Origin of the sequence: Endozoicomonas euniceicola (assembly GCF_025562755.1) — a bacterium.
GTDB classification, from domain to species: Bacteria; Pseudomonadota; Gammaproteobacteria; order Pseudomonadales; family Endozoicomonadaceae; genus Endozoicomonas_A; species Endozoicomonas_A euniceicola.
Genome location: NZ_CP103300.1, coordinates 4786056 through 4811892 on the forward strand (window position 1 = coordinate 4786056; position 25837 = coordinate 4811892).

21 protein-coding genes are annotated in these 25837 nt (G+C 47.1%); 10 read left to right on the top strand and 11 right to left on the bottom strand.

The features are described 5' to 3' along the window. Positions 1-544 precede the first annotated feature (544 nt). The 5 genes from NX720_RS19360 (at position 545) to NX720_RS19380 (ending at position 6040) form a co-directional block, all read left to right on the top strand. Positions 545-1462, top strand: a complete 918-nt coding sequence (locus NX720_RS19360) for a TIGR01777 family oxidoreductase (RefSeq protein ID WP_262596817.1) — start codon at positions 545-547, stop codon at positions 1460-1462. 215 nt (positions 1463-1677) lie between these two features. Next, positions 1678-2628 (top strand): ABC transporter ATP-binding protein, encoded by a 951-nt coding sequence (locus tag NX720_RS19365; protein WP_262596819.1) that lies wholly within the window; start codon positions 1678-1680, stop codon positions 2626-2628. Positions 2629-2631: 3 nt separating this feature from the next. Further along, on the top strand, positions 2632-3414 hold the full coding sequence (locus NX720_RS19370) for an ABC transporter permease (protein ID WP_262596821.1): 783 nt from the start codon (positions 2632-2634) through the stop codon (positions 3412-3414). A gap of 229 nt (positions 3415-3643) precedes the next feature. Next, entirely contained in the window at positions 3644-4468 is an 825-nt protein-coding gene (gene queF / locus NX720_RS19375; protein ID WP_262596823.1) for an NADPH-dependent 7-cyano-7-deazaguanine reductase QueF, read from the top strand. Positions 4469-4738: 270 nt separating this feature from the next. Further along, complete coding sequence (locus tag NX720_RS19380) at positions 4739-6040, top strand: hypothetical protein (RefSeq protein ID WP_262596825.1); 1302 nt, start codon at positions 4739-4741, stop codon at positions 6038-6040. A gap of 326 nt (positions 6041-6366) precedes the next feature. Here the strand turns inward: NX720_RS19380 and NX720_RS19385 are convergent, their stop codons facing one another. Next, positions 6367-6618, bottom strand: a complete 252-nt coding sequence (locus tag NX720_RS19385) for a hypothetical protein (protein ID WP_262596826.1) — start codon at positions 6616-6618, stop codon at positions 6367-6369. Between the two features lie 365 nt (positions 6619-6983). Between NX720_RS19385 and NX720_RS19390 the strand changes: the two genes are divergently transcribed. After that, entirely contained in the window at positions 6984-7298 is a 315-nt protein-coding gene (locus NX720_RS19390; RefSeq protein ID WP_262596827.1) for a hypothetical protein, read from the top strand. 56 nt (positions 7299-7354) lie between these two features. On the opposite strand, the gene tnpA is transcribed toward NX720_RS19390, so the two are convergent. Continuing rightward, positions 7355-7762, bottom strand: a complete 408-nt coding sequence (tnpA, locus tag NX720_RS19395) for an IS200/IS605 family transposase (protein WP_404831103.1) — start codon at positions 7760-7762, stop codon at positions 7355-7357. Between the two features lie 86 nt (positions 7763-7848). On the opposite strand from tnpA, the gene NX720_RS19400 reads away from it, so the two are divergent. The 3 genes from NX720_RS19400 to NX720_RS19410 all read left to right on the top strand — a co-directional run bounded on the left by NX720_RS19400 (position 7849) and on the right by NX720_RS19410 (position 10238). Then, positions 7849-9021: an RNA-guided endonuclease InsQ/TnpB family protein gene (locus NX720_RS19400; RefSeq protein WP_262596829.1), complete on the top strand. Its 1173-nt coding sequence runs from the start codon at positions 7849-7851 to the stop codon at positions 9019-9021. 48 nt (positions 9022-9069) lie between these two features. Next, entirely contained in the window at positions 9070-9534 is a 465-nt protein-coding gene (locus NX720_RS19405; protein WP_262596831.1) for a hypothetical protein, read from the top strand. 113 nt (positions 9535-9647) lie between these two features. Beyond that, entirely contained in the window at positions 9648-10238 is a 591-nt protein-coding gene (locus NX720_RS19410) for a nitroreductase family protein (protein ID WP_262596832.1), read from the top strand. On the opposite strand, the gene NX720_RS19415 is transcribed toward NX720_RS19410, so the two are convergent. The 7 genes from NX720_RS19415 to NX720_RS19445 form a co-directional block, all read right to left on the bottom strand. Further along, positions 10213-10662, bottom strand: a complete 450-nt coding sequence (locus tag NX720_RS19415) for a YcgN family cysteine cluster protein (RefSeq protein ID WP_262596833.1) — start codon at positions 10660-10662, stop codon at positions 10213-10215. The genes NX720_RS19410 and NX720_RS19415 overlap by 26 nt on opposite strands. Before the next feature lie 91 nt (positions 10663-10753). Continuing rightward, entirely contained in the window at positions 10754-11020 is a 267-nt protein-coding gene (locus NX720_RS19420) for a YcgL domain-containing protein (protein ID WP_262596834.1), read from the bottom strand. Between the two features lie 35 nt (positions 11021-11055). Further along, entirely contained in the window at positions 11056-12192 is a 1137-nt protein-coding gene (rnd, locus tag NX720_RS19425; protein ID WP_262596836.1) for a ribonuclease D, read from the bottom strand. A 102-nt stretch (positions 12193-12294) separates the two neighbouring features. Continuing rightward, complete coding sequence (locus NX720_RS19430) at positions 12295-16029, bottom strand: hypothetical protein (RefSeq protein WP_262596837.1); 3735 nt, start codon at positions 16027-16029, stop codon at positions 12295-12297. A gap of 195 nt (positions 16030-16224) precedes the next feature. Beyond that, entirely contained in the window at positions 16225-17115 is an 891-nt protein-coding gene (gene htpX, locus NX720_RS19435) for a protease HtpX (RefSeq protein ID WP_262596839.1), read from the bottom strand. 171 nt (positions 17116-17286) lie between these two features. Further along, a complete protein-coding gene (locus NX720_RS19440; RefSeq protein WP_262596841.1) occupies positions 17287-17706 on the bottom strand; it encodes a hypothetical protein in 420 nt (139 codons plus the stop codon). A 35-nt stretch (positions 17707-17741) separates the two neighbouring features. Continuing rightward, on the bottom strand, positions 17742-18956 hold the full coding sequence (locus NX720_RS19445) for a pyridoxal phosphate-dependent aminotransferase (protein ID WP_262596843.1): 1215 nt from the start codon (positions 18954-18956) through the stop codon (positions 17742-17744). Positions 18957-19184: 228 nt separating this feature from the next. On the opposite strand from NX720_RS19445, the gene msrB reads away from it, so the two are divergent. Continuing rightward, positions 19185-19580, top strand: coding sequence for a peptide-methionine (R)-S-oxide reductase MsrB (gene msrB / locus NX720_RS19450; protein WP_262596845.1), 396 nt, complete (start codon positions 19185-19187; stop codon positions 19578-19580). Between the two features lie 87 nt (positions 19581-19667). On the opposite strand, the gene NX720_RS19455 is transcribed toward msrB, so the two are convergent. Further along, positions 19668-19928, bottom strand: coding sequence for a hypothetical protein (locus tag NX720_RS19455; protein ID WP_262596846.1), 261 nt, complete (start codon positions 19926-19928; stop codon positions 19668-19670). A 151-nt stretch (positions 19929-20079) separates the two neighbouring features. Then, a complete protein-coding gene (locus NX720_RS19460) occupies positions 20080-25806 on the bottom strand; it encodes an MlaD family protein (RefSeq protein WP_262596847.1) in 5727 nt (1908 codons plus the stop codon). Positions 25807-25837: the final 31 nt, after the last annotated feature.

Here is a 25837-nt window from a genome sequence, read left to right on the forward strand (position 1 = left end):
TACTGAAACCGGTTACATTAAGAGGTAGCAAAAGAGCAACTAACTTGATTCAAGTCAAGACAAAGTGATGGCTGGCTCGGTGAGAGCAAAGGTGGTTGAGTTTGTGGTGTAGTGGTAGCTACACGAAAAATAAGTAAGAATCGCAAATTATTGATCTGGGTCAATTCATAACTACGTGGCAATACGTATAGTTGGAACCGTGAGCGATTCACCAGCCAGATAAGCTAAAAATAATTCCTGTCTGGCTCTGGTGGCGTCAGACAAGCCTTACAACTCCTGAGATGGATATAATAACAGAAGCGGGAACCGCCAAAACAGCCAGCCAGTAAAAAACCCGGGTTTGAGGGGACCCGGGTATTTTTTTGTCATAAATAAGCCTGCCCTGTTGTCGATAGTTTTAAGATACTTCTGCGGAATTTTATCTTCATGGATCTGTTTGAGTGGCAGAAAAGCTGGTAAAAAAGTAAACAGAAATAGATAGTAGGAACTCAGACAGGTATTAACAGTTCACAACAGGTAAAGATCACAACAGGTAAATAGTGTCATGCAAATTTTGATTACAGGTGGCACAGGCTTTATCGGCAGACGGGTCGTTCGTGCCCTGATCAGGGGCGGTCATCGTGTTTCAGTGTTAAGCCGGCAGTCTCCCAGCGACGTTCGGCGGTTGTTAACCAGCAGTGTACGCCCGGTGCAATCCCTGAGTGCCATTAACCCTTCTGTCGCATTTGACGCCATCATCAACCTGGCCGGTGAACCCATTATGGCGAAGCGCTGGTCGCATCAGCGCAAGAGGCTGTTGCTTGATAGTCGGGTAGGATTAACCAACGAACTGGTGGACTTGATTGAACGGCTGGAAAACCGCCCTAAAACACTGATCAGTTGTTCTGCTGTCGGTTATTATGGGCACCACGACGTTGCAGAGCCTCAGAACGAATCATCATCTGCTGGCTCAGACTTTGCTGCTTCATTGTGTGAACGCTGGGAACAGGCGGCCAAACGGGCTGAAAGTCTTGGTGTCAGGGTTTGTATCGTTCGAACTGGCCTGGTGTTGCATCAGAATAATGGTGCGTTGCATGAGATGTTGCCACCCTTTCGACTGGGGTTGGGAGGGCAGATTGGCTCAGGCAATCAGGTGATGTCCTGGATTCATTCAGACGACATGACCAGAGTCATTACCTTTCTGCTGAACAATGAGTCCCTGAAAGGAGCCTTTAATGCGACATCGCCGAATCCGGTATCAAACAAAGAGTTTGCCAAGGCTCTGGGCAGGGCGTTGCGTCGCCCCGCTGTTATACCGGTTCCGGCTATTGTACTGAAGTTGCTGTTGGGAGAGTCCTCAACCATGATAACCCAGGGTCAGAAAGCTGTGCCGGAACGTTTGCAGGAAGCAGGCTTTACCTGGGAGCAGCCGGAAATACAGGACGCCCTCAGCCAGCTGCTGATAAAACCTTCTTATTTTTAGCGCGATCGTGTGGGCAGGAAGTGGTTCTGCCCAATGCATTCACTTCTCACCGCTGTTTTGCCGCTTAAGGCTGTTTTTGTCGCTTAAGGCTGTTTTTGTCGCTTAAGGCTGTTTTTGTCGCTTAAGGCTGTTTTTGTCGCTTAAGGCTACATATAATAACATTGCCGTTTATAAAGACAGTAGTCACTGTCACTACAATAACAATCTGGCAGACAATGAATCAGGCTCTAACAATAAAATCCCTGCGCAAGACCTATGGAAATGGTTTTGAAGCCTTAAAGGGAATCGACCTCAATGTGAATGAAGGTGACTTCTTTGCCCTGCTTGGCCCCAATGGTGCGGGTAAGTCAACAGCGATAGGTGTTGTTTCCACCCTGGTGCAGAAAACATCCGGCTATGTTGATGTGTTTGGTCATAATCTGGATAAGGATATGACTCAGGCTAAGCGCCTGCTGGGCGTGGTTCCCCAGGAATTCAACTTTAATCAGTTTGAAAAAGTCAAAGACGTTGTGCTGACTCAGGCCGGGTATTACGGTATTCCTGCCCGCGTAGCTCGCCAGCGTTCGGAGAAATACCTCAAACAGCTGGATTTATGGGATAAGCGCAATACCATTTCCCGAATGCTCTCCGGTGGCATGAAACGTCGGCTGATGATTGCCAGGGCGCTGATACACGACCCTAAACTGTTAATTCTGGATGAACCGACTGCTGGAGTGGATATTGAACTCAGGCGTTCGTTATGGGAGTTCGTTCAGGAAATAAATGAACAGGGAACCACCATTATTCTGACCACCCACTACCTTGAGGAAGCCGAACAGCTGTGTCGCAGTGTCGGCATTATCGACAAGGGAGAGATTGTAGAAAGTACCAGCATTAAGCACCTTCTGAGTCAGCTGCAACAGGAAAGCTTTGTACTTGACCTGAAAGAACCGCTGGATGAGCTGCCCCGGTTTGCCGGTTACCAGGTTAAGAAGGTGGAAGATAACTGCATTGAGGTCGAAGTCGGTAAGCATCAGGGCGTGAATGACCTGTTTCGCCAGCTCAGTGATTACCAGATCGAAGTGGCCAGCATGCGCAACAAGGCTAACCGGCTGGAAGAGTTGTTTATGAAAATGACGTCTGCGCATTCTCATTCAGTTTCTGACAATAAGACCAGCCGGGGGTAGAGGATGGCTTCAGAATGGAAGTATCAGGCCGTTGCGTTCAATACTATTTTTGTTCGGGAAGTGCGCCGCTTTACGCGCATCTGGCCTCAGACTTTATTGCCGCCAGTGATTACCATGGCGTTGTATTTTATTATTTTTGGCACTGTGATTGGATCCCGCATCGGCGAAATGGCCGGCTTTGGTTACATGACGTTTGTAGTGCCTGGGTTGGCAATGATGTCAGTAATTACCAATAGCTTTACTAATGTGGTATCGAGCTTCTTCAGTAGTAAGTTTCAGCGCAGTGTGGAAGAACTGCTGGTGTCGCCGGTATCCAACAGTATTATCCTGATGGGCTATGTACTGGGTGGAACTGTCAGGGGGTTGCTGGTGGGTATTCTGGTGATGATGATGGGGGCTTTTTTTGTGGATTTGCAGATCTACAGTGTACCGATCACCCTGCTGGCCGTGTTCATGACCGCTGTACTGTTTGCCCTTGGCGGATTTATTAACGCTATCTTTGCCAGAAAGTTTGATGATATTTCCATTATCCCAACCTTTGTGCTGATGCCTATGACTTACCTGGGCGGCGTCTTTTATTCCATAGAGCTACTGCCGGAACCCTGGCGCTCCCTATCCATGCTCAACCCGATTCTGTATCAGGTGAATGCTTTCCGGTACGGGATTCTGGGAGAAGATGGAGGGGTGAATGTCACCATGGCTTTTGTCGTGATGGGGCTGGCTATTGCCCTGTTTACTGTTTTCGCCCTCTGGCTGCTCAGAACCGGTAAGGGGTTGCGGTCATAGACGTTTGAATATCAGACCATCATCCATGATAATCCACGGCCTTGAAATGGGAACTGAAGCTTAGAATATTCCGCTGTTAGCTGTTAGCTGTTAGCTGTTGGCTGTACGAATAGCCAATAGCCAACAGCCAATAGCCAAAGGCCAAACGCCAAAAACCGGTATATTTCTGATTGCTGCCCCCCTGAATGCTCATCTGAAACTCTCATGTAAAACAAAGGCTTAAATTATCATGGCTAATTCGGTCGAAATGTCCCAGCTGGGTAAGACCAGTCTGTACGAAACGGAATACAACCCTTCTATCCTGTTCCCTATTCCCCGCAAGGAGAAGCAGGAAGAGTTGGGCCTGGACCCGAATAATCTGCCTTATGTGGGTTGTGACGTCTGGTACGCCTATGAAATTTCCTGGCTGAACGCCCGTGGCAAGCCTCTGGCTATGGTGGCTCGCTTTGAACTGCCCTGTGATTCTCCCTGCCTGATTGAGTCCAAGTCGTTCAAGCTGTATCTGAACTCTTTTAACCAGAGTCGTTTCGACAGTGTTGCCGCTGCCCGTGAGACCATGATCAAAGACCTGTCCGCCGCAGCGGGTGCGCCAGTAAAGGTTGAATTGATGACTGTGGCAGAGATGGAAGCCTTTGGTTTCAGCAAAGCACCGGGCCTGTGTGTTGATGAGCTGGATATTGCCATTGACACCTATATGTATCAGCCGGACTTTCTGCGCAAAGGTGAAGGATGTGTGGAAGAGGCCATTCATTCCAATCTGCTGAAGTCAAACTGTCCGGTAACCGGTCAGCCAGATTGGGGAACCATTGTCGTTGAATACAAAGGTGAGGCCATCGACCACGAATCGTTTCTGCGTTATATCTGCTCATTCCGGGAGCACCAGGAGTTCCATGAGCAGTGTGCCGAGCGAGTGTTTACTGACATTCAGCAGCGTTTCCGGATGGAGGAGCTGACGGTTTACGCCCAGTACGTTCGTCGTGGCGGTCTGGATATTAATCCATGGCGCAGCACCCACCACGGTGAAACCAATCGCCTGCGTCTGGTAAGGCAGTAAGAATAACGAAAGGCACAGCAATATGGGAAAACTCTGCTAGTGTTTTGTGATTCTTGAAAACGTTGAAGATACGTTCACAGGTTGCAGAGCAGTGTTTTCTCATTGGGGCTAAATATGAGCTGTCCGTTGCTAAGCCTTACTACCAGAATATTGCTTGTTTTCGCACTTTCCTGGTCTCAGCTGCCTGAGGTGTTCGCTGTTGATTTTTGCCCTCACTGTCATCACGAACTACAGTCAGTTGCTGCTGCTGAAGGAAGTCAACACTGCTCCATGTGTGATGAATACTTTGCTGCCGCCGCAGGGCTGGAACAGACCATCCGGGAGGCGGCCACGGAGAGTGGCTTTGACTTGCAGCAGCCTTCTATTCAGCCACATGACCGGCATATGCTGAATCGTCTCAGAGAATACCAGCTGGTTGCTGCACAATTGATGATGAATGATGAAGCTGCCATACCCTACGCCGCTTATAGTGAAGCCGTTACAATGATCCTTTTATTCCGTTCCATTTATCCTGCTGCGGAAGTGAACTACGGATCTTTTATCACCGGCAGTCTTGTTGCAATGTCACTATGCTTGCGGGAGAAGCGATGGAATGACATTGACTATTCTCTGGCTTTCCGCAGGGCACTCAACAACTTTATTGATATGCAGTCCCGCTATGAGAGCCGGTTGACCAGCGAACACAGAAATTTTGTTAAGGCTGTTCGTCAACGACTTCAGCTTGATGATGAAAATAATGATGAATTTCGATCCTGCATGAAGGCTTTTATACGAAAGGCAACAACGAGCCTTCAGGACTCACCTGTTTTTTATGAGCGGCTTGAATCAGAGCTTTCTGAATTGGGCTACTTCCAGTTTGATATCAATAGGCATGAATCCAAATTAATTACCGTTGTTCGCTCGCAACAGCAGGGTAGTCAGAGTGTCGATTATTATATATTGTCCCAGCCCGCCCTTATTATTCCTGTTCAACAAGGGATGGAGGCACCGACATTGTCCAGCCTGCTGGAGCTCATGAATGCGGTGTCCAGAATAAGCAAGAGCAATAGTTGGTTTGCAGAACTTACTTCCAACCCTGAAAAGTTAGCCCAGTTACTGAATTTGCAAATCCAGTCATCTGAACTAGCTGAGCCATTGCGGTCACATGTTCAAGGCATAGTCAGTACCCCAAATGCCCCACTATTTGCCGGCAGCGCAGACACCTTTATCAACCACTTTACTCAGAATGGTATTGTACTGCCCACAAACTGGCAGACGAGAATCAGAGATGAGCTAACCACTTCTGGTGTGCTGGCAGAGCAAACACTAAATGTCCTTGTTCAGGCTTTATTGTTTTGTCGGGAGGTACGGGACTTGCTCAGTAACACTAACTCAGGCACCTCTGAGGAAAACATGAGCCGGATGGTAGCCAGTTTACAAATCTCCCTACAAGGTGATGCCCCTTCAACGCACACGACGGGAGTTGAGGGTGAACCAGCCCGGCAGGAAATCACGCCTTCCGCTGCCCAAAGCATGATAATTCTGCTCAGTGCCCTGATGATCCGGCAGCAAATGGTGGGCAATAGCCAATGAGCACACAGCGGGTGCGCCGGTAAATTCGTCGTGGCGGTCTGGATATTAATCCATGGCGCAGTATCCACCACAGTGAAACCAATCGCCTGCGTCTGGTAAGGCAGTAAGAATAACGAAAGGCACAGCAATATGGGAAAACTCTGCTAGCTAGTGTTTTGTGATTCTTGAAAACGTTGAAGATACGTTCACAGGTTGCAGAACCCTGCCTGAAACATCACCCCCCTGAACGAGGGCAGAGCAGTGTTTTCTCATTGGAGCTACTAAATATGGGCTATCCGTTGTTAAGCCTTACGACCAGAATATTGCTGATTTTCACACTTTCCTGATCACAGCTGCCTGAAGCGTTCGCTGTTGATTTTTGCCCTCACTGTAATCACGAACTGCAGCCAGTTGCTGCCGCTGAAGGAAATCAACACTGCTCCATGTGTGGTGAATTCTTCACGGCTTTCAGTGACGTGACAGAAATCATCCGGGAAGCAGCCGCGGAGAGTAACTTTGACTTGCAGCAGCTTTCTATTCAGCCACAGGACCGGCAAATGCTGAATTGTCTCAGAGAAGCCCAGCTGCTTGCCGTGCAACCGATGATAAATAATGGAGATGTCATACCCTACGCCGCATATAGTGAAGCCGTTAAAATGATCCTTTTATTCCGGTCCATTTACCCTGCTGCGGAAATGAACTACGGTCGTTTTACCATCGGCATTGGTGCTGCAATGGCACTATGTTTGCGGGAGAAGCGATGGGAAAACATTGACTATTTTCTGGTTTTCATCAGAGCACTCAACATCTTTATTTTTATGCAGCCCAACACTGGGAGCCAGTTGACCAGCGAACACAGAAAGTTTGTTAAGGCTGTTTGTCAACGGCTTCTGCTTGATGATGAGGGAAAAAATTTAAACCCTACGGGCAGGCTTTGCTTTTGTTTTGGTCGAAGTCTTCAGTAATGAGCCTTCAGGATTCACTTGTTTTTCATCAGCGGCTTGAATCAGGGCTTTCTGAATTGGGCTACTTCCTGTTCTATATCGAGGGGCATCAATCCGACCTGATTACCGTTGTTCGCTCGCAACAGGATAGCCAGAGTGTCGATTATTATATATTGTCCCGACCCGCTCTTATTATTCCTGTTCAACAAGGGATGGAGGCACCGACATTGTCCAGCCTGCTGGAGCTCATGGATGCGGCGTCCAAAATAAGCAATACCAATAGTTGGTTTACAGAACTTGTTTCCAATCCTGAAAAGTTAGCAAAATCGTCGTAAACCCTCGCCCAATGCGGGCGGGGATATAAGACGGGAAGGCGCAGAGCCTTCCGCCATCAATCTGGTGTACTCTGGCTATTAACGTAGTCCTTCAGAGTCTCGATAGTTGCACCGGCAGCACTGCAAGCAAAGTAAGACCTTGACCACATTAAGCCTGCTTTGCTCTGAGCAGTAAGGTGGGTATTCAGCATTCGCAACCGTCTTGATGATGTTGATTTGAGATTATTTACCATGACACTGATAGCCAGTTTTGGTGGGTAGGCCACCAACAGGTGTACGTGATCTTTTTCGCCATTCATTTCAAGTAACTGGCATTCCAGTTTTTCACATGCACTCTCGAACGACTCCCGTAACTGCTTGATCATATAGCCATCAAAAAGCTTTCGCCTGTACTTTGTCGTGAACACCAAATGAACAACCAGCTTGGTAACGCTATGTCGTTTGCGAAGATACCCTTTAAGCAAACCTTTATTGTGTGCGCTCACTTGAAAACCTCTTTCAAATACCTGTAATATAAACTTTATATTAATGAGCACTGAAATAACGTTCCATGCTGAGAGCCACCAAAGTACGAATCTATCCAACATCAGAGCAGGCGGAATTTCTCGACCGTCAGTTTGATGCTGTGCGGTTCGTATGGAACAAGGCCCTGGCTATTAAGGTTCATTATTACAAGGTTCGTGGGCAGAGCCTTTCTCCCAAAAAACACCTGAAGCCCTTGCTGGCAAAAGCCAAGAAAAGCCGAAAGTACTCATGGCTGAAAAACGCTGACTCTATTGCACTGCAACAGGCCACTATCAATCTGGATACGGCCTTTCAAAACTTTTTCAATCCCAAATTGCAGGCAAGATTTCCTCGCTTCAAGAAAAAGCATGGCAAGCAAAGTAGCTACCATTGTACGTCTGTCTCTGTGGGCGATAACGGGATAAAAATCCCCAAGTGCAAGCCCATAAGGGCTAAAGTGCATCGTGAAATAGTGGGTAAGGTGAAGTCTATCACCCTGAGCAGAACGCTAACCGGCAAGTATTTTGCCTCCATATTGGCTGATGATACCCAGGAACAACCAAAACAGATTGATAATCTTGAAGCTAATCAGGTTGTCGGTGTTGATATGGGGATTGCTGATCTGGCTATCACCAGTACCGGCCATAAGACTGGCAATCCTCGCTTTCTGAAAAAAGCACAACGTAACCTGAAAAGAAAACAACAGGCTCTATCTCGCTGCAAGAAAGGCTCAAAAGGTAGGCACAAAGCCCGTTTATTGGTGGCAAAGGCGCATGAGCGTGTAGCCTTTGCCCGTAATGATTTTCAGCATAAGCTATCAAAACAACTCATCGACGAAAACCAAGCGGTGATTGTGGAGACACTGAAAGTTAAAAACATGCTCAAGAACAAGCGTCTTGCTCGTTCTATTGCTGATGCTGGCTGGCACTCACTGATAACCAAACTCGAATACAAGGCAAAGCAGGAAGGTAAACATCTGGTGAAGATAGACCAGTGGTTTGCATCCTCTAAAACTTGCTCAGTCTGCGATTTGAAACAGGAAAAAATGCCATTGAGAATCCGATCATGGGAGTGTAGCTGTGGTGCTATCCATGACCGGGATATTAATGCAGCTCGCAATATCAAGAAGCAAGGCATATTGAAATTAAAGGCGGAAGGACTGTCCGTTTCTGCTGATGGAGGCTTGCGTAAATCCGGCAGACTGTCGGTTGCTGCCTAAGAAATCAGAAGCCTCACCCGATAGGGTGGGGAGCAGTCACCCCAGTTAATGAATTTGCTAATCCAGTCAGTTGAACTATCTGAGCCATTGCGGTCACATGTTCAAGAAATAGTCGGTACTCCGCGCGGCTCACTGTCAGCCAGCAGTGCCGACGGTTTCATCAACTACTTTGTTCAGAATGGTATTGTACTGCCCACAAACTGGCAGGCGAGAATCAGGGATGAACTAACCACCTCTGGAGAGCTTAGAGAGGATACAGTAAATGTCCTTATCCAGGCTTTGTTTTATCATCAGGAGGCAAGGGATTTGCTCAGCAACATTAACTCTGTGGAAAACATGAGCCAGATGTTAGCCAGCTTGCAACTCTCCCCGCAAGATGATGTCCCTTCAACGCACACGACGGGAGTTGAGGATGAATCAACCCGACAGGAAATCACGCCTTCCGCTGCCCAAAGCATGATAATTCTGCTCAGTGCCCTGCTAATCCGGCAAATGGTGGGCAACAGCCAATGAGCAGGGTGATAAATTTATGAAAATACAGCTTTCTTGACTGTCCGAAAGAATCATACGACGGTGTTTCATGCTAGTGTATCTGCCAGAAAATTGTTGAAGGGGGGGGAGTCGTTATGGAATTACTGCAAGGGCTGCAACAACGAGTATCAACACCAAGGCTCACTGAACCAGCTCCGGACGCCAGACAGCTGGAACAGATTTTTCAGGCGGCATTGCGCGCCCCCGATCATGCCCGTCTGCGCCCATGGCGCTTTCTGACCGTTGCCGGGGAAGCCCGTCATGCACTGGGTGAAGTGTTTGCCAGAGTGGCTCTGGAAGATCAGCCAGACCTGGCACCGGAAGCGATAGCGCGCTTTAAAGCATTGCCCCTGCGTGCGCCTCTGCTGGTGGCTCTGGTGTGTAAGATTACAAAACATCCGAAAGTACCGGATATTGAACAACAGTTGTCTGTAGCCGCTGCCGCACAGAATATTCTTAATGCCGCTTATGCGTTGGGCGTAGGTGCCATGTGGCGAACGGGCTCGGTCAGTTATCATCCTGCAACGGCCAGTGCGTTGGGGCTGGCAAGGCATGAGCAACTGCTGGGTTTTATCTATATGGGAACGCCCAGTGGTTCCGCTAAAAAGCTGGAGCCACTGGAAACAAAGGATTATGTGATGGCCTGGCAGGATCAGGCTTCTAGTCAGCGGGTAACAGGGGAATAATGTAGTCTTCCCATTCGTCTTCTGGCACCTGCTGTTCGGGCATAGCAACATCCTGCACCGAGATTCCGGCTTCATGTACACTGTTTGTGGAGCCGGACACCAGAGGGTGCCATGCCGGCAGTGGCTGGTTATCGGCTAACAGCCGGTAAGCACAGGTATTCGGTAACCAGTGAAACTGAGGAACATCTTCCAGTCCCAGCTTCAGACAGCCCGGAACCTTTACCTTGCGGTTTGGGTAATCGGCACACTGGCATGAGTGGGTATCCAGCAGTTGGCAGGCAATGGCGGTATAGTAAATTTCACCCGTGTCTTCGTCTTCCAGCTTGTGCAGGCAGCAGCGACCGCAGCCATCGCACAGGCTTTCCCATTCTTCCGGGGTCATTTCGGACAGGGCTTTGTGTTCCCAGAAATGTTCTTGAGTCATAGTCAGTAAAAGGTTTTAAGGTTCAGCCAAAGACGGAAGCAGGGAACAGCCTCTGCTTCCGTCTTTTTACCTTTTTTTTGCGAAAAGCCTGTCAGTGTTGTTCGTCCTGGCTGTCGAGGTCGGAGGGTGGCATTTGCAGAAAGAAACCCCGGGTTTCAATATCATTGATCACCTGGTCAGCTTCGACTCTGGCCAGCTGGCGTTCAGGGGTCAGTAGCAGATCCATAACGTGCTGCTCTTTGCCAAACACTTCCAGCAGCGGAGCGGGTACTTTTTGCAGACGCTCCTGTTTCTGTACATACAGATACATTTCATCCCTGCGGCTGCTTTTATAGATAGAGACCAGTAACTTCTTCATAGTGTGCTTACTTCTGTATTGTTCAGGCGGCTTCGTTATTGTTCAGGCTGATTCAGCTGCTCAACCATGGGTTCAGCAAAAACGGTGCGACGCCAGCCCTGCAATTGTTCTGGCAGTTTGAACAATCCGTACTCCAGTCGGCTGCGAAGCATGGGCGTCAGAATTTTACCCAGCATCAGCAACTCCACAGGGAGGTTAAGTTCTTCAGCTTTCTGGCTGGTGTATCGTTTGAGTCGCTGACCATGCTCTTTTGCAGCTTTGGGCAAAGGGGCAGGCAGAGGTTTCGGGTGTTGCTCTCCCGGCAGCTCTCTGGCCATTTCGATCAGGCTGAGAACTTCTTCCCCATAGTGGCGGATATTGCTATGACGCATGTCCTGAATAGCCGACAGTGAATGGATATTGTCAGGCATATAGCGTGCCAGTGGCCATAATGATCCTCTGGGGATCACCCGGTTTCTGGGAACGTTGCTACGGCGGGCTTCCCGCTCACGGTATTCTGCCAGTACCTTGAGTACGCATAACTGCCTGGGTCGTAACTGCCAGGCTCGCTTGACCTCTTTCCACTGTTCTTCCGGCTTTGGGTAGAGATCGCCGTTAGACAGGTTGGAACAGTCTTCCAGCAACCAGTTCCAGTGAGGCATTGGCTTTAGTCGCTGTTGCAGAAGCTGATACACCTCAAGCAGGTGAACCACATCCAGAGTTGCATAACTGACCTGAATATCGGTTAAAGGCCGTTGCAGCCAGTCGGAGCGAGTCGCGTCTTTTGGCAGATCGACGCCCAGAAGCGTTTTCAACAGGTTCTGGTAGCCCAGCGAATGCCCCAGCCCGGCATAGGAGGCTGCCAGCTGGGTATCAAAAATGGCGGCGGGTTTGTTGCCGGAGAGGATATGGAAAACTTCAATATCTTCACTGCAGGCATGAAGAACCTTTACCACCTGCTCACTGCCAAGCAGCTGGGCAAATGGTTGCCAGTTATCGATTTTCAGCGGGTCCAGCAGAAAGACTTCCTGACCTGTACCCAGTTGAATCAGGCCGGGTTTAGGGTAGAAAGTATCGGTACGGATAAATTCGGTGTCCAGCGCAATAGCATCCAGTTTCAACCATTGGGTGCAGTACGTGGCAAGAGTGTCGTTGTCTGTAACCCAGATGGGATCAGGGTGTGATACTGGCATAAGCGACCGTTGTCAGAGTAAATGCCCATTATAAAACAGCCATGAGCGCAAGAAACAGCCATGAGCGCAAGAAACAGCCATGAGCACAAAAAAAGTGGGGATCTAATGGGAGTGAATAATTGCAGAAGTACCAACAGGCACTGATTCCTGGTGGTTGAGCAGCAATGGAGCGTTCAGCAGACGTTCGGCGGGATCGGGGAGGGTTTCAGCAGGGCCGTGACGCTCTGGTGTCGGCAATACAGTCATCCAGTGGTTAGAGCTATGTACCAGCACCAGTGTGTTGCTGGTCATTACATTGAATATCTGATCCTGTTCAATAACATGCACACTGCCCGAGTTATCGTATAACATCGCATTAATGACACGGCTTGCTTCGATCTGCCCGTTATCAAACACCATAACCGGGATTCCCAGTATTGGAGATATCAGGGTGTGCAGCATATCGTTGGATCCCCATAGCTGAATATTGGGCTCCTTAACATAAAAAGCGGCGGCAATGGCATTGAGTCCGCTGTTTCGTGGGTGTTGCGCAGCCAGTTCAATGGCGTAGGGCGCTAAAGCAAGAAACAGATCCTGCCCATTTTGAATGCCCGGAAAGGCAGAGGTGGCCTCTCGATTATGACTAAGCCAGAGTGTGATGGCGTTGAACATACAAAAATGATCGGCATCAACGTCAGCAACTGCCCTGTTGTGTGAGGTAAGGAAATGATACAGCAAGTCATCAGGCTGTGGCTGAGCGTTGTATGAAAATGACTCATTGTTACCTAACTGTTTGAGAAGTGACTGAATATTTGAGGACTTGATAAGTTTTCCCTTAAGATTTTTTCTGAGTTTTTTGAAGCTGAAACCAGGGTTCTCTTTATAAAATGTTTGGATCAGCTCCCTGTTTATTTTCTGAGTATGACTGTCGACTTCCGCAACTGCACTGTGAGTTTCCAGTTTCCAGTTTTGCCTGATTTTATCGGCCTGCTCAAGAGCTTGAAAGAATGAACTGAAACATGTATCGGGTTCAAGGCTGATGATTTGCTTGTTTTGAGAACGCTGTGTTTTTGTGGTTGTTTGAGGTTTTTCTGTCCGATGCCCGGGAGTTAGCTGATTTTTTAATGACAGAAGAGACTGTTTGTATCTTGCCTCTTCCGAAGGCAATTTACTCGTTTTGGCTTTAGGTGGTGTGCCGGATGACATATTAAGAATAAAGTCCCTTCTGAGGTCATAAGTTGTAAGTAGCGTATCTATGCTTTCTGATATAAGTTTCTTTATCTGCTCAAGCTGCTCTCCCTCCTGCTTTAAAATGGCGAGTAACCCGCTGGCATGATCTTTTGCAGAGACCTCCTCTAATTGTTGTGCAGGCACTGCTTCCAGACATTGTATCGATTTAAGATGGTTTTCAGCAGAGTGTTTAATGGGCTTATCCAGCTTTTCTGCAAGGCTGAGAAACTGCTCTGAGAGGCTGTTTAGTTGTTGTTTATCTATTGGCTGATCAGTGGCATGGCGCATTTTATTGAGTAAAACCTGTGTTTGAGCAAAAGCCTGGCGGATCGCTTTCTGCTGTGTCTCTCCGGGTACAAAGTAGGTATCTGCGATAGCTGAATAGATAGTTGCTTCATTCAGGAGTCCGGGTTGGGCGTTTAATGCCTCCCGGAAAAAAGAACGCGCCGCCTCAAAGTTGTGGCTGGTGAGCTCATGAATGCCTTTCTGGTAAAGCTGCTCCCAGGGTTCGGGTTTGTCTGGCAGCGGTTTGGGATCAGGAGTCGTTTCTGTTACTGCGGTGTCTGAAAGTGTTTTGGCAGGCTCTGCCAGGTCTGTTTTTATCGTAGGTTTAGCAGCTTTCTGACTTCTGGCTTGCCTTGCTTTACGGAGTTTTTCCTGTTTTTTTTGATACATTTCTTCCATCTCTTTTATCAGATTATCAGCATTCTCCCGGGCTCGTTGATCCAGAATGGCTTCTTTGTGGGACCTCAGGTTCTGTTTCGCCTGTTCATAGCTGTTAATATGACCAATCCATCCGTTGGTGTCGATGTCTATATCCCTTGCTTGTTGTTCGAAGTCGTATAACTGTTTGGTGGGTATGTCAATACGAGGCATTAATTCTTTAAACTTTATCCAAATTAAATCAATCAAATCATCGGTAAAAAATTTCTTATTATCCTGATCATAATCGTTGTATGTGTCTTTTTTATAGTGTTCACTCAAATGCTGAGCAAGGAGAAACATAAGCTCCACATTACTTTCATTAATAAAAACCTGACCCGCTATGCTGAATAGGTTGTATGTAAATTCATCGTTTTGAAAATACCAGCGGCTGGAAATAATGGTTTTGAATATTTTTGCTAAGGCGCTGTGCGACCGTTTTTTAAAATTTTCATTATCTGGCTGCATTTCAATAGCGGAGATGGTGTCGGTTAGTATTGTGTTGACTTGATCATTAATTGACTTGAATCGGTGAAGGGATGTTTTATCCTCAGTTAATAAAGATGGCAGAGCACTGTAGCATTCTGCAATAACATCAATAATGGTTGTTTTCTCACCGTTAACGGTAATCTTAGTGGAAATATCTTCATAGTTACTTCCTGCGACAAAAAGAGATAGAAAATTAATGGCTGAAAGAATTGTCCTGTAAATTCCATCTATTTTTTGTTTATGACTGAATTTTTTATTATTTGTCCTTTTGTTATAAGAGATTATTAACATTTTGATTTCATCTGTTTTGCTGACTAACTGCCGAGTAATCTCAATAACTGGCAATAAGTTTTGTAAGTTTTTGATTTCAGTCTTACTTAGGTTTAACAGTTTTTCGACTTCTTTATCGAGGCGTTTTGATAAATGTATGATTTCCTCCAGAGTGGTTTTTTTTGTTTTTCTATGATTTGATTTTAAATAATCTTGGTCAGGTGGTGCGTTAAATTTAAAGTTTTCTGATAAGACTAACTTGTGGTTGTTAAGCTCAGTATTGCTGTCAGCCTGACTTCTGGCCATTAACCAGATCCGGGTGGTGTAAAGCCTCTCATAATGCTGGTCATATAACTGATCACCAATGGTGGCTGGAGAAAGATAGACGACCAGGGCTGAATCTTGAGCGACTGCTTCAGTTGAAGGGGTGGGTGCCGGATGTTTTTCTGTCGCCTGTTCTGTTGTATTCGGAGGGGTTGCTTCTAACGGAAGCTTTACGGTTTTGGAGTGGCCGGTTAATTCTGCAGATATTAAACTCACAGGCGTGCTTTCAGGCAGATCTATAAGGCATTGCCCGGTTAAACGGTACAGTTCGATGAATAAAGTCCATTGATCATCATGCCTTAAAAAATGTAAGGCATTATTACCACAGTCAGTCGTATTAATATTCTCTAAATCTGCATGGGAAAATGAGAAAGTGAGAAAATCGTCATTGTTGAAACCAGAAAGATTACTTTCTGATGTTTGTTGATTCAGCGAAGGTATCACCAGCAACGCATGCCGTGATTGTCGGTTCCAGAGGTTATGATTGTAAGCATCGTTGCGGGAAAAAATATTACCCGGGATTATTGGGATCCTGTCATCACCCTGATTCTGCAGATATATTTCTTCTATATAGCCATTCCCTTGCAGCCTTAATAAAGATATTTCGTGATTTGGAGTAAATCCGGAATAAAGTGTATCATCGGATTCTGAACGCCGGCCTGAGAAGTCATCATTCAACCCTTCTTTTTGAAGTGAAACAATCAGGGTTCTTTCCTCTCTGCCAAGACTGCTGGTCGCAATGACCATGCTCCAGTCTGGTATGCCGGGCCAGACTGCCCGGAAGGGCATTAAGCTTAAGTACAGAGCAAATAAGAATGATACCAGATGTCTATTTTCAGGCATGATTATAATCTTTATTCGTTAAGGTAACTTTTCTCAATTGGCCGGGAATTAGAACAGAAATAAAAAATAGCCGAAGAATCAGGTGTTGGATAACTATTTTATCTGAGGGCGTCTGTTAGTGAATTTTCAGGCGAGGAGTTGGGGGAGGAGGAATAAGCGGCGAGGGTAGCATGATTGCCCTCGCCGTTTGTTTGTTTAACGGGAGGATTGTAACGCCAGAATACGATCTTCCAGCGGTGGATGACTGGTGAACAGGGCGGCAATGCCACTCTTCAGGCCGCTGCGAATACCAAAAGCACTCATGGTGGCAGGCATGACGCTGGGGGCGTCGTATTCAGAGCGCAGGCGTTCAAGGGCTGCAATCATATCACTGCGACCAGCCAGCTCGGCACCAGCCTGGTCAGCCCGGAACTCGCGCTGGCGGGAGAACCACATAACTATGGCACTGGCGAGAATACCCAGAACAATTTCTGCCACGATGCTGGTGATGTAGTAGCCGATACCCACTCCGCCAGAGTTTTCGTCATCACGACGCAGGAAACTGTCGACGGCGTAGCCAATAATTCGGGCGAAGAACATGACAAAGGTATTCACCACCCCCTGAATCAGTGTCAGGGTCACCATGTCGCCATTGGCAACATGACCAATTTCATGCCCGATAACCGCCCTGGCTTCTCTTGGGCTGAAGCGATCCAGCAAGCCCTGACTGACGGCTACCAGGGCCGCATTTTTGTTCCAGCCAGTAGCAAAGGCGTTGGACTCTGGTGAGGGGAAAATGCCCACTTCCGGCATGCCGATACCGGCTTTATCTGACAGCTCTTTAACTGTATCCAGCAGCCAGCGTTCCTGAGCAGTGCGTGGCTGATCAATAATCTGAGTGCCGGTACCCATTTTCGCCATGGTCTTGGACAGCATCAGGGAGACAAAAGAGCCTGCGAATCCGAATACGGCACAGAACGCCAGCAGTGCGCCCATGTCCAGCCCGTTAGCGGTGAGATAGCGGCCGACACCGAGAATGTTGAGTGTAATGCTTGCCACCACCATAACCGCAAGGTTTGTGGCCAGAAATAGCAGTATTCTTTTCATTACAAAATTTGATACCTGTATTGGTTCAATAGTTGACCCGACGGTTCAGCAATCAGGCCATTGGATAGTAGAAATATGAGGTGAGTTGAAGTGTTTATCAATAGTGATTGATTACTTTTACAGTTTGTTGAAGGATTACCAAAAATCAATGTCAGCTGTTTAATTAAGACCTCAGGAAAAGAATCGTCGGGCCGTCAGGCAGATGGCCTCGCTACTGCCGGACTTTAATGACTGCTTCAGTTCCCAGACGAGGGTCGAGCGTTTACGAACAATGCTGGCAGGCGTTGACGAATCCGGCTCGAAGGGCATGAGCTGGTGCAGTCGCAGCAAGGCTTTTTCCGAGAGTACTACCTGATCCAGCCCTTCAAGGCGAACCCGGTCCAGATAACGAATATAACCTTCAGCCGCCAGCCACAGCAGGGTGTCAAAACAGGCCTGATGACGGCGTGAAGGAATGCCGTATTCGTCGGTCTCAAAGCGACCGATGATATTGTCAATATAAACCGATGTCAGACGGGGAAAAGCGTCATACAGCTGCACCAGAATTCGGGTGCAGTCGTGATAGAAGTCGTCGATATGAATATCTGCCATGGTTCCCCCCGGAGCGTCTCCCGACCGCCGGGAAGCTATTGCTTATATCGGCTCAGGAAGCGTTCTAGCTTAGTGGCAACTGACTCAAGGTCTTCTACCCTGGGCAGGGTAATGATTCTGAGGTGATCGGGGTTCGGCCAGTTAAAGGCGGTTCCCTGAACCAGTAGTATTTTTTCTTGTAAGAGCAGGTCCAGAATCAGCTTTTCGTCGTCGTGTATTGGGTAAACCTTTGGGTCCAGTCTGGGGAAGACATAGAGTGCGCCTTTGGGCTTGACGCAGGAAACTCCGGGAATCTGATCCAGCAGGCTATAGATCGTATTACGCTGATCCAGCAGTCTGCCTCCCGGAAGCAGCAGGTCATTAATGCTCTGATAACCTCCCAGCGAGGTCTGGATCGCGTACTGAGCTGGCACATTCGAACACAAGCGCATGGACGCCAGCATTTCCAGACCTTCAAGATAATCCTGCGCCCGATGCTTGGGGCCACTGGCAATCAGCCAGCCTGCCCGAAAGCCTGCTGCACGATAGGACTTGGACAGGCCGTTAAAGGATATACACAGTACATCGTCGGCAATGGCTGCCATTGCGGTGTGTTCCGTACCGTCGTAAAGAATTTTGTCGTAGATTTCGTCAGCGTAAATAATCAGGTCATACTCTCTGGCGAGTTCTACAATCTGCACCAGCAATGCTTCGGGGTAAACGGCACCGGTAGGGTTGTTGGGGTTAATAACAACAATGCCACGGGTTTTCGAGGTGATTTTGCTGCGAATATCCTCAATGTCCGGGTACCAGTCAGATTGTTCGTCGCACAGATAATGCACTGCCCTTCCGCCTGACAGGTTGACGGCAGCGGTCCATAAAGGGTAATCCGGTGCTGGCACCAGCATTTCATCGCCATTATTCAGCAGTGCCTGCATAGCCATGACTACCAGTTCACTGACACCATTACCAATGATGATGTCGTCCAGCTCAACCTGCGGGAAGTTTTTTTGCTGGCAGTACTGCATAATGGCCTTGCGGGCTGAAAACAGGCCTCTGGAGTCTGAGTAACCCTGGGCGTTAGGCAGGTTTCGGATCATGTCCTGAACGATTTCTTCAGGCGCTTCAAGGTCAAAGGCAGCAGGGTTACCGGTATTCAGTTTCAGAATTCGATGGCCTTCTTCTTCAAGGCGCTTCGCTTCGCGCAACACTGGACCGCGGATGTCGTAACAGACATTATCCAGTTTCAGGGATTTTTCAATTGCCTTCATGGGGATACCGGTAATACCACTTCCTGCTGGAGAGCGTTCCTTTAAGAGAGACTCTAAGAGTCTGACAGGAATACAGTGAAGAGTTAATTTTGGTTTTTGCCTATTTTTCCGAGTTATTACGTAAAAAAAGACTCTGTCGCAGGGTAATTTATCGCTGTCTTTTGTTGATGTCTAGTCCACAGTCTCAATGACTTTGACAGGGTGTGCAGGAAACGGAGGAAGTAAACGATGAAAGTAGAAAAAACAGAAGCCCAGTGGCGTGAACAGCTGACCGACGAGCAGTTCAGGGTTTGTCGGGAGTCTGGCACAGAAGCCCCTTTTTCTGGTGAGTATGCTGTGTTTAACAAAAACGGGATTTATCACTGCGTCTGTTGTGACCAGGTGCTGTTCGACTCAAGCACCAAGTTTGATGCGGGTTGTGGCTGGCCCAGCTTCTGGCAGGCCGTTAATCAGGAGGCTGTCGTTTATCGGGAAGATGACAGTCATGGTATGCATCGCACCGAGGTTCGGTGCGCCCGGTGCGACGCACATCTGGGGCATGTATTTCCGGATGGTCCTGAGCCAACAGGCCATCGCTATTGCATGAACTCGGTTGCCCTGAGTTTCCGCAACAGTGAGGAATAGACATCCGCCTTTGTCAGCTTTTCAAGCTTGCAAAGCAATCTGCCGCCAGGCTATCAGGCAATAGTCGTAAACAGGACGACAAAGAAATCAGTATTCTCTATTGTCGTCCTCTTCTTCATCGTTATAGTCATTTGGAAATTCGTTATTTTCTTCCTCGTCAAAACTCATGTCTTCCTGCCCCTGATCGTATACTTCTTCATAGTCAGTGATCATATAGTCGTCTTCAGTCTCTTGCTCCAATGACGGATTCTGGAAATCGGAGTCCTGACTACTGGCTAACGGGGATAAAAAAGCGATAAGGGTGGTCAGTAGCGCTGCGGGAAGAAGGCGCAATGCTAGTGGTTTCATAGTCAATGTCTCTGCTATAAAAAGTTATTATGAAAAATAGGCTATGTGGCAACGAGGGGAAAGGCTTATCTCTCCGCTCTGACTTCAGAGATTAGGGGACTTCCGCCTCTTCTGGCCCTGGGTGGTTCCTCTTCGATCACCTTGCTTTGCACTACTGTGGTTTGTCACTGACGTCCGGGTTCGGCCTGTCGATGTCACCTTCTTCATAATTATCCTCGTTAGAGGGTTCATCATCGTAGTCGTAGTCGTCGTCATCGTCATCACCGTAGAATCCTTCACTCGCCTCATCTTCTTCAGGTGCATTGGTTTCCGCATTATTCTCACTCATTTCACCTTGACCAGCGATGGATTGCAGGTCAGGAGTCGGCTTGATAGAGACTTCGCTGTCTGTTACTGGTGGCTCTTTTGCACTGACTTGCTCAAACGCAATGGGCTTCTGATCAATAACATTGGCTTCGCTTTTTTCACCTTGACCGGCCATGGATTGCAGGTCGGGAGTCGGCGTTATAGAGTCTTCATTGTTTTCTGTTAATGGTGGCTTTTTTGCACCGATTTGCTCAAGCCCAATGGTCTGCTGATCAATAACTTCGGCTTCGTTCTTTTCACTCTGACCTGTGGTAAGGGGCTGGTCAGAACCCGACTTGTTAACCTGTTGGTAGCCGAGGGATTCATAGAGCCGATTTTCAACGGATTGCCATTTGCCTTTTGACATAATGGCTGCGGAAGTAATGCCGCCAGCGGCTGTTGAAAGACCACTCGCTGCCGTTGAAAGAACACTTTTAACGGGTTGTTCCAGCTTGTCATAACTCCAGAGAATCGCACTTGAAACGCGAGATTTCTTCAGAGCCCAGGCACTGTATTCACTCAGTGTTCCCATCCATGACGATACCGTGTTGGACCTTCTGACCTGATCGGCAAAATCAGGCTTACCAAACTGGTCATAGGTTCCCCGGGAGAAGCCAGCCAGTTTATTGAGTCCGGTTATCTGACCAACCCTGGCAGCGTCAGTGGCAACACTTTTCACAACATTGGTATAGGGGGTCCAGGATGCCAGGTCTTTGCCCTCGGCAAAGCGGGTATCTGCGGAGCTAAGGCTCAGCTTATGCAGATCTTTTTCGACCCACTGAGACCAGCTGTTTTTTTCGGTAGTGGGTACCCCGTTCAAGTGGTCTGCAATTCCGGCAAAGCCTTCCAGCCCGTATTTGGCATTGGTAAGGTCGTTGTAGGCCCAGTCGTAGAAAATTTCTTTGGCGATATGATAGGTGATGACTGACCTTATGCCGGGTTTCCAGTAGGGTACTTCTGGTTGCATGTTAGCCCTGAGGCCGGGGTTAGTTATTGCATACGTTTTAGCGTTTAAAAGAGGAACAAATGCTGCGCCATAGATTTTGGTTGTGATCCAGCTTTGTGCGACTTCTGCGAAAGGACGCCCGACTTTCGCAACATGAGTCTGTCCCAGGTAGTCATGCCATCCGTTCCAGTGTTTGACGGTCGAAGACCAGAGTTCCGAGTAATATTTATCTTCCGGGCTGGCCTGGTCGGAGTAGTGGTGGGCTTTACCATCCATCCACTCTGCAAAATTTGTCATTGCGGGGTCAATGGCCTGGATCATCATCTTGTTGTACTGGTTGCCCCTTGTCAGATCAACAATGATACCAATGGCGGTGTAGCCAAAGGCATGCCAGGCAGTGTTCCAGCTCCAGACGTTACCTTCTCCGCCCAGCTTCAGCACGGCGCCGATTTCCTGAAACCCGACGGGAGCCTGAACAGCTAAAGCAGTGGGTTTGAGAACATTGTCCATAAAGTCGGCACGTTCTCCCAGTATGTGCCGGAAGCGTTCGTCATAGACACGAATAGCCTCATTGCCAAAGTAATTCAGGATATCTGACACAACCTGTTGCTGATGCTCTCCACGAACCAGACCGGCAGCCAGAAGGAATTCATCCAGCCCTTCCCCGGTGTCATTAATGGCCGCAATCAGACCCCTGCCATTGTTATAAGCAATATCGTCCAGATAGACATTCAGACGGTTTCTGGCGTATAGGTAGAGCAAGTTTTGAAGGGTGTCGTAGGAAGCGACAGTAGCGCTATAGCCACTGTCTTTTAACCACCGCTGGGTGCTTTGGGCATTCTGGTTAAGGCGCTGCGCCACATTGCTGGCGTATCTTCTCATTGCAGCAATGCTTTGCCTGACTTTGTAACCGAACTCATCGTACCTGCTGAGTTCGGCACTGGTCATGTCAAGAAGTGTTATCTTAATGATCTGCTCATCGTTCAGTTGTTTGAACTGAGGGCTCCTGGTGATGAGTTTGATGAGTGCCTCGGACTTTTCCAGAGTCAGGCCAAGCTTATCCAGTTTTTCCCGTCTTAGGAGCTCGGCTGGATCATCTTTCTTGTTTTTAGCGTAAAACTGAAGTGATGCCAGCACTTCATCGAAAAGTCCAGGGTCTTCCTTGTAAGCCTTGATAAACGGAATAGCAAATTCGTTATAGCTTCCAAGCGCCATGGTTGCTTTGTGATAGGTTTCGGACAGGTTCGTCAAATCCTGATCAGCGGTTTTACTGCTTTCAATAAGAATCGAGTTTAAGATTTCTCTATGGGACTTTGCTTCAATCGCTTTGATGACTCCAAGCTTTTCGAGCATTGGATCAATATGTTCACGATTTGTCACCAGTCTGTGAGTAATGCTTTTTATCTCATCAGAGGGGGCATCCTTATCTGTTGTCAGGGCTGTTAGTATCGTGGCGTCTATCTGGCTGTTAAAGCCCAGTTTTTCGAAAGCTTCCTCAGGAACGCCAGCCTTAGCGAGCCTCAGTAAATCACCCAGCATTATTGCCTCTTTGCTGCCTGGTTCAAGTTCCAGGTAATGATGAATATACTTTTCTTTTTCGGCAGGTAAAGGTTGGTTAGCGACTTCTTCTTGTAATGCTTTCTTTTCTTCCTCCAGCTTCTCTATTTTAAGCTGGTTTTTTTTATGCTTCTTGTAAGTGTCATCTGGGTCTGCTTGCCATAAGTTGTAGGTAAAGCGTTTTTGCTCTATTTCGTCTAGTGTTTTTTCAGTTTGTTCCTTTATTTCCTGGAGCTTGTCAGTGTGTGGGTATCCATATTCATCCGTCAGGTCATCGGGCTGTTGGTTTACGATTTTTTTCCAGGCTTCTGTCGAGCTGCATTTTTCGCAATCTTCTTTGAATTTGTCGATGGTTTGCCGATGGGTATGAAGGTAATCCAGGTCAATATCCCCGTCATCGTCACCTCCTAAAAAAGGGGCTTGCTTTCTAATTTCCACTGCTGCCTGCGTAACACCGTGAACCATTTTCCAGGCTTGGTTTAATGGCATTTGATCATCGTTAGCGCCAGATGGCTTAAGATTTTTGATGACTTCGAGCACTTCATCAGGCTTTGATTCTTCATCGATAGCTTCCAGCTGATCCTTAATTGATGACATTCCTTCAATTTCAGTTGTAGCCTCTTTTTCTGCAACTTCTTTAATAGTGAGTAGTTCTTCATGTAAATCATTCAGCTTTTGCAGTTCTTTATTGGTGGCAGACAGCTTTTGACGAATGGTTCCGATATTAATGGCTTCTTTTGCAATCTCTAAATCCATGGCATCCTTAATGCTCGACTTGACAGTTACCTCGTCTCCCTGGTTGTCAAAAGCATTTCTAAAATTATCTAGAACACCGTCTGTGTTTTTTGCAAGGTATTGATTAAATTGCTCAGCTGATTCTGATTTAGCATCTTCTACCCAAGGTGAGATAATTTCAAGCGCTTTGGCCTTGTTTTTTTCATCCCACGTATTGATCGCAACCAAATTCCTCAGCTCAAGCATGTTCTTGTGAATTTTATTATAAGATTCTAAGTCATCTCTGTTTTCTGAATATTTATCGAATTCTTCTTGGAAAGCCTTTGGGTCTTTGATATCTAATAGCTTACCTAACGCTTCTTTTTCTTTATTAAGCTCTTTTTTGTCGTGGCTACTGGATTGCTCCAGCAGTTGTATCAGCGGTTTTAAATCAGGCATACCTTTGTTACCAGGCTGCATAACTATATCTGGTAACTCTGCTTTAATAATATTGTGCAGAGGTTTATGGAGCTGGTCAGTTACCTCGATAATGGGTTCATTATTCCAGCCTTCAATCTGTTCTCTGGTTTCTTTCTTATTTCTGGCTGTCGCCATTGTCTTCAGTTTTTCTTTCAACTGGTCATACGACGGTGTATCTTTCGCGGGTACTTGAGAGAATTCAGGTAGCTCTGTATTTTTGATGAGCGCTATGATTTTTTTATGGATGTCCTCTAACTCTTTCTGTTTTGCAAACTGCTCTGTATCGTAGCCTGAATCTTTGGCATAGGTTTTAATCAGATTATTAACCTTATTCAGTTCGTTGTATTCCTGATTAAGTTTCTCAATTTTATTGTTGTGGGTTTCACGATAAACATTGACCTGTTCTTTTTTTTGTGGATATGTATATCGTTTGAATTCATAAAGATAGTTGAGACCATCAGGTGCTGATTCTACGACCTTATTGGTCAGATGTTCGGTGACGGCCTCTTTTAGCGTTGTGTCCATCACAAAATGCCCAACGGTGGGATGTTTCATAAACTGATCACGAAGATAGGTCAGCAAAGATTCAGGGTCTATCAGGTTGGCAGCGTGCCTTTGTTCATCGCTCGTTAAAGTGATCGATTTTGCTTTTTCATGCTTGAGCTTGGCGTCACACAGAAAAAGCAGTTCCTGATCAGAAGCCAGTTTCTGTATTTCCATCTTCCCCGGAAGTGTATTGGAGTGTTTGTTACGAGCCAGCATCATGACCAGCTGCTGCAATTGAGAACGATAAGCTGTTTCGCGTAAATCCTCGATAGCCGTTTTTGATAAAGTAATATCCTTGTAGTCAGCCTGGTCGCTTTGTTCATTATATTGGTGTAGTTTCAGATAGCGGTGTGCGGTGGCAGGCTGCTGCATGAGTTCGATTTGTCTATCGGTTTTGCGTATGAGGAAAACCGGGGCATGTTTAATCTTCGCAAGATCAGAAACATCTTTGGCTCCCACCATAAAGCCTGGCTGATCGACCAGCATAGACGCCAGTAACTTTTTAGTATTTTCATCCGAATGCTCCAAATTGGCTTGCTGTTTGAATTGAGTATGCATAAAGGCTGTCATCATGACAGCTATGGCTCCATCAATATCAACCATTGTGGCGGCGTCAGGTAGCTCACTACCAGTTGAGAAGCTGTTTATAAATTTAGGGCTCTCAGTTTCACCGTCCGTTTGAATGATTAATTGTTTATATTTATTTTCGCTTTGGTGTGATAACGGGTGTTCTCTATCGGCTAATTTATTGAGGATGTCTTGAACGGCATCGGGGGGTGCAATGGCATTATTACTAATCATTAAATCTTTTTGGGCCTTCTTCCTCCAAAAATCCGCAATATTCTTATTTAGTCTTCTCTCTTCCGTAAGTTTTTCATGAAGTGCAATTGTGGTTTGCCCGTTTTCTATATCTCGTTCCATCAAGAACGCATCTTCTCCGCCTTTCTGGATACGAACGACAAAGGAGCTTGCTTTCAGGCCATTGTCTGAATCTTTGGTCTCTACCAAAATATCAACCCCTGACTTCTTCAGCTCATCACTCAGTGTCTCCAAATAAGGCATGTTCCTCTTGTTATAATTCAGAGGCTGGATAACAGGTTGCCTGAACTGGTTTTCTTCTGTTTGTCTGAATTCAATGTTGGTCGGATGAGAGTGAAAAACCGAAGTTTTCGCATCCCAGGTGTAAGCTTCCAGTTCCGGTTCATTACCCAGGGCTGCGGTGTAAATAAAGGACGAGCTAATCGCCGCTGCAATAGCGCTTTTTATAAAAATGATACGTTCGTTTTTCATTCTGCTACCTCAAACGGATAAAAAGATCACA

Excerpts from the sequence above, each read along its gene's own strand:
- NX720_RS19445 (WP_262596843.1), bottom strand. The coding sequence starts at position 18,956 with ATGAAGGCAATTGAAAAATCCCTGAAACTGGATAATGTCTGTTACGAC.
- NX720_RS19370 (WP_262596821.1), top strand. The coding sequence starts at position 2,632 with ATGGCTTCAGAATGGAAGTATCAGGCCGTTGCGTTCAATACTATTTTT.
- NX720_RS19400 (WP_262596829.1), top strand. The coding sequence starts at position 7,849 with ATGCTGAGAGCCACCAAAGTACGAATCTATCCAACATCAGAGCAGGCG.
- NX720_RS19410 (WP_262596832.1), top strand. The coding sequence starts at position 9,648 with ATGGAATTACTGCAAGGGCTGCAACAACGAGTATCAACACCAAGGCTC.
- rnd (WP_262596836.1), bottom strand. The coding sequence starts at position 12,192 with ATGCCAGTATCACACCCTGATCCCATCTGGGTTACAGACAACGACACT.
- msrB (WP_262596845.1), top strand. The coding sequence starts at position 19,185 with ATGAAAGTAGAAAAAACAGAAGCCCAGTGGCGTGAACAGCTGACCGAC.
- NX720_RS19430 (WP_262596837.1), bottom strand. The coding sequence starts at position 16,029 with ATGCCTGAAAATAGACATCTGGTATCATTCTTATTTGCTCTGTACTTA.
- htpX (WP_262596839.1), bottom strand. The coding sequence starts at position 17,115 with ATGAAAAGAATACTGCTATTTCTGGCCACAAACCTTGCGGTTATGGTG.
- NX720_RS19455 (WP_262596846.1), bottom strand. The coding sequence starts at position 19,928 with ATGAAACCACTAGCATTGCGCCTTCTTCCCGCAGCGCTACTGACCACC.
- NX720_RS19420 (WP_262596834.1), bottom strand. The coding sequence starts at position 11,020 with ATGAAGAAGTTACTGGTCTCTATCTATAAAAGCAGCCGCAGGGATGAA.
- NX720_RS19440 (WP_262596841.1), bottom strand. The coding sequence starts at position 17,706 with ATGGCAGATATTCATATCGACGACTTCTATCACGACTGCACCCGAATT.
- NX720_RS19360 (WP_262596817.1), top strand. The coding sequence starts at position 545 with ATGCAAATTTTGATTACAGGTGGCACAGGCTTTATCGGCAGACGGGTC.
- NX720_RS19415 (WP_262596833.1), bottom strand. The coding sequence starts at position 10,662 with ATGACTCAAGAACATTTCTGGGAACACAAAGCCCTGTCCGAAATGACC.
- NX720_RS19365 (WP_262596819.1), top strand. The coding sequence starts at position 1,678 with ATGAATCAGGCTCTAACAATAAAATCCCTGCGCAAGACCTATGGAAAT.
- queF (WP_262596823.1), top strand. The coding sequence starts at position 3,644 with ATGGCTAATTCGGTCGAAATGTCCCAGCTGGGTAAGACCAGTCTGTAC.
- NX720_RS19380 (WP_262596825.1), top strand. The coding sequence starts at position 4,739 with ATGTGTGATGAATACTTTGCTGCCGCCGCAGGGCTGGAACAGACCATC.
- NX720_RS19405 (WP_262596831.1), top strand. The coding sequence starts at position 9,070 with ATGAATTTGCTAATCCAGTCAGTTGAACTATCTGAGCCATTGCGGTCA.
- NX720_RS19460 (WP_262596847.1), bottom strand. The coding sequence starts at position 25,806 with ATGAAAAACGAACGTATCATTTTTATAAAAAGCGCTATTGCAGCGGCG.
- NX720_RS19390 (WP_262596827.1), top strand. The coding sequence starts at position 6,984 with ATGAGCCTTCAGGATTCACTTGTTTTTCATCAGCGGCTTGAATCAGGG.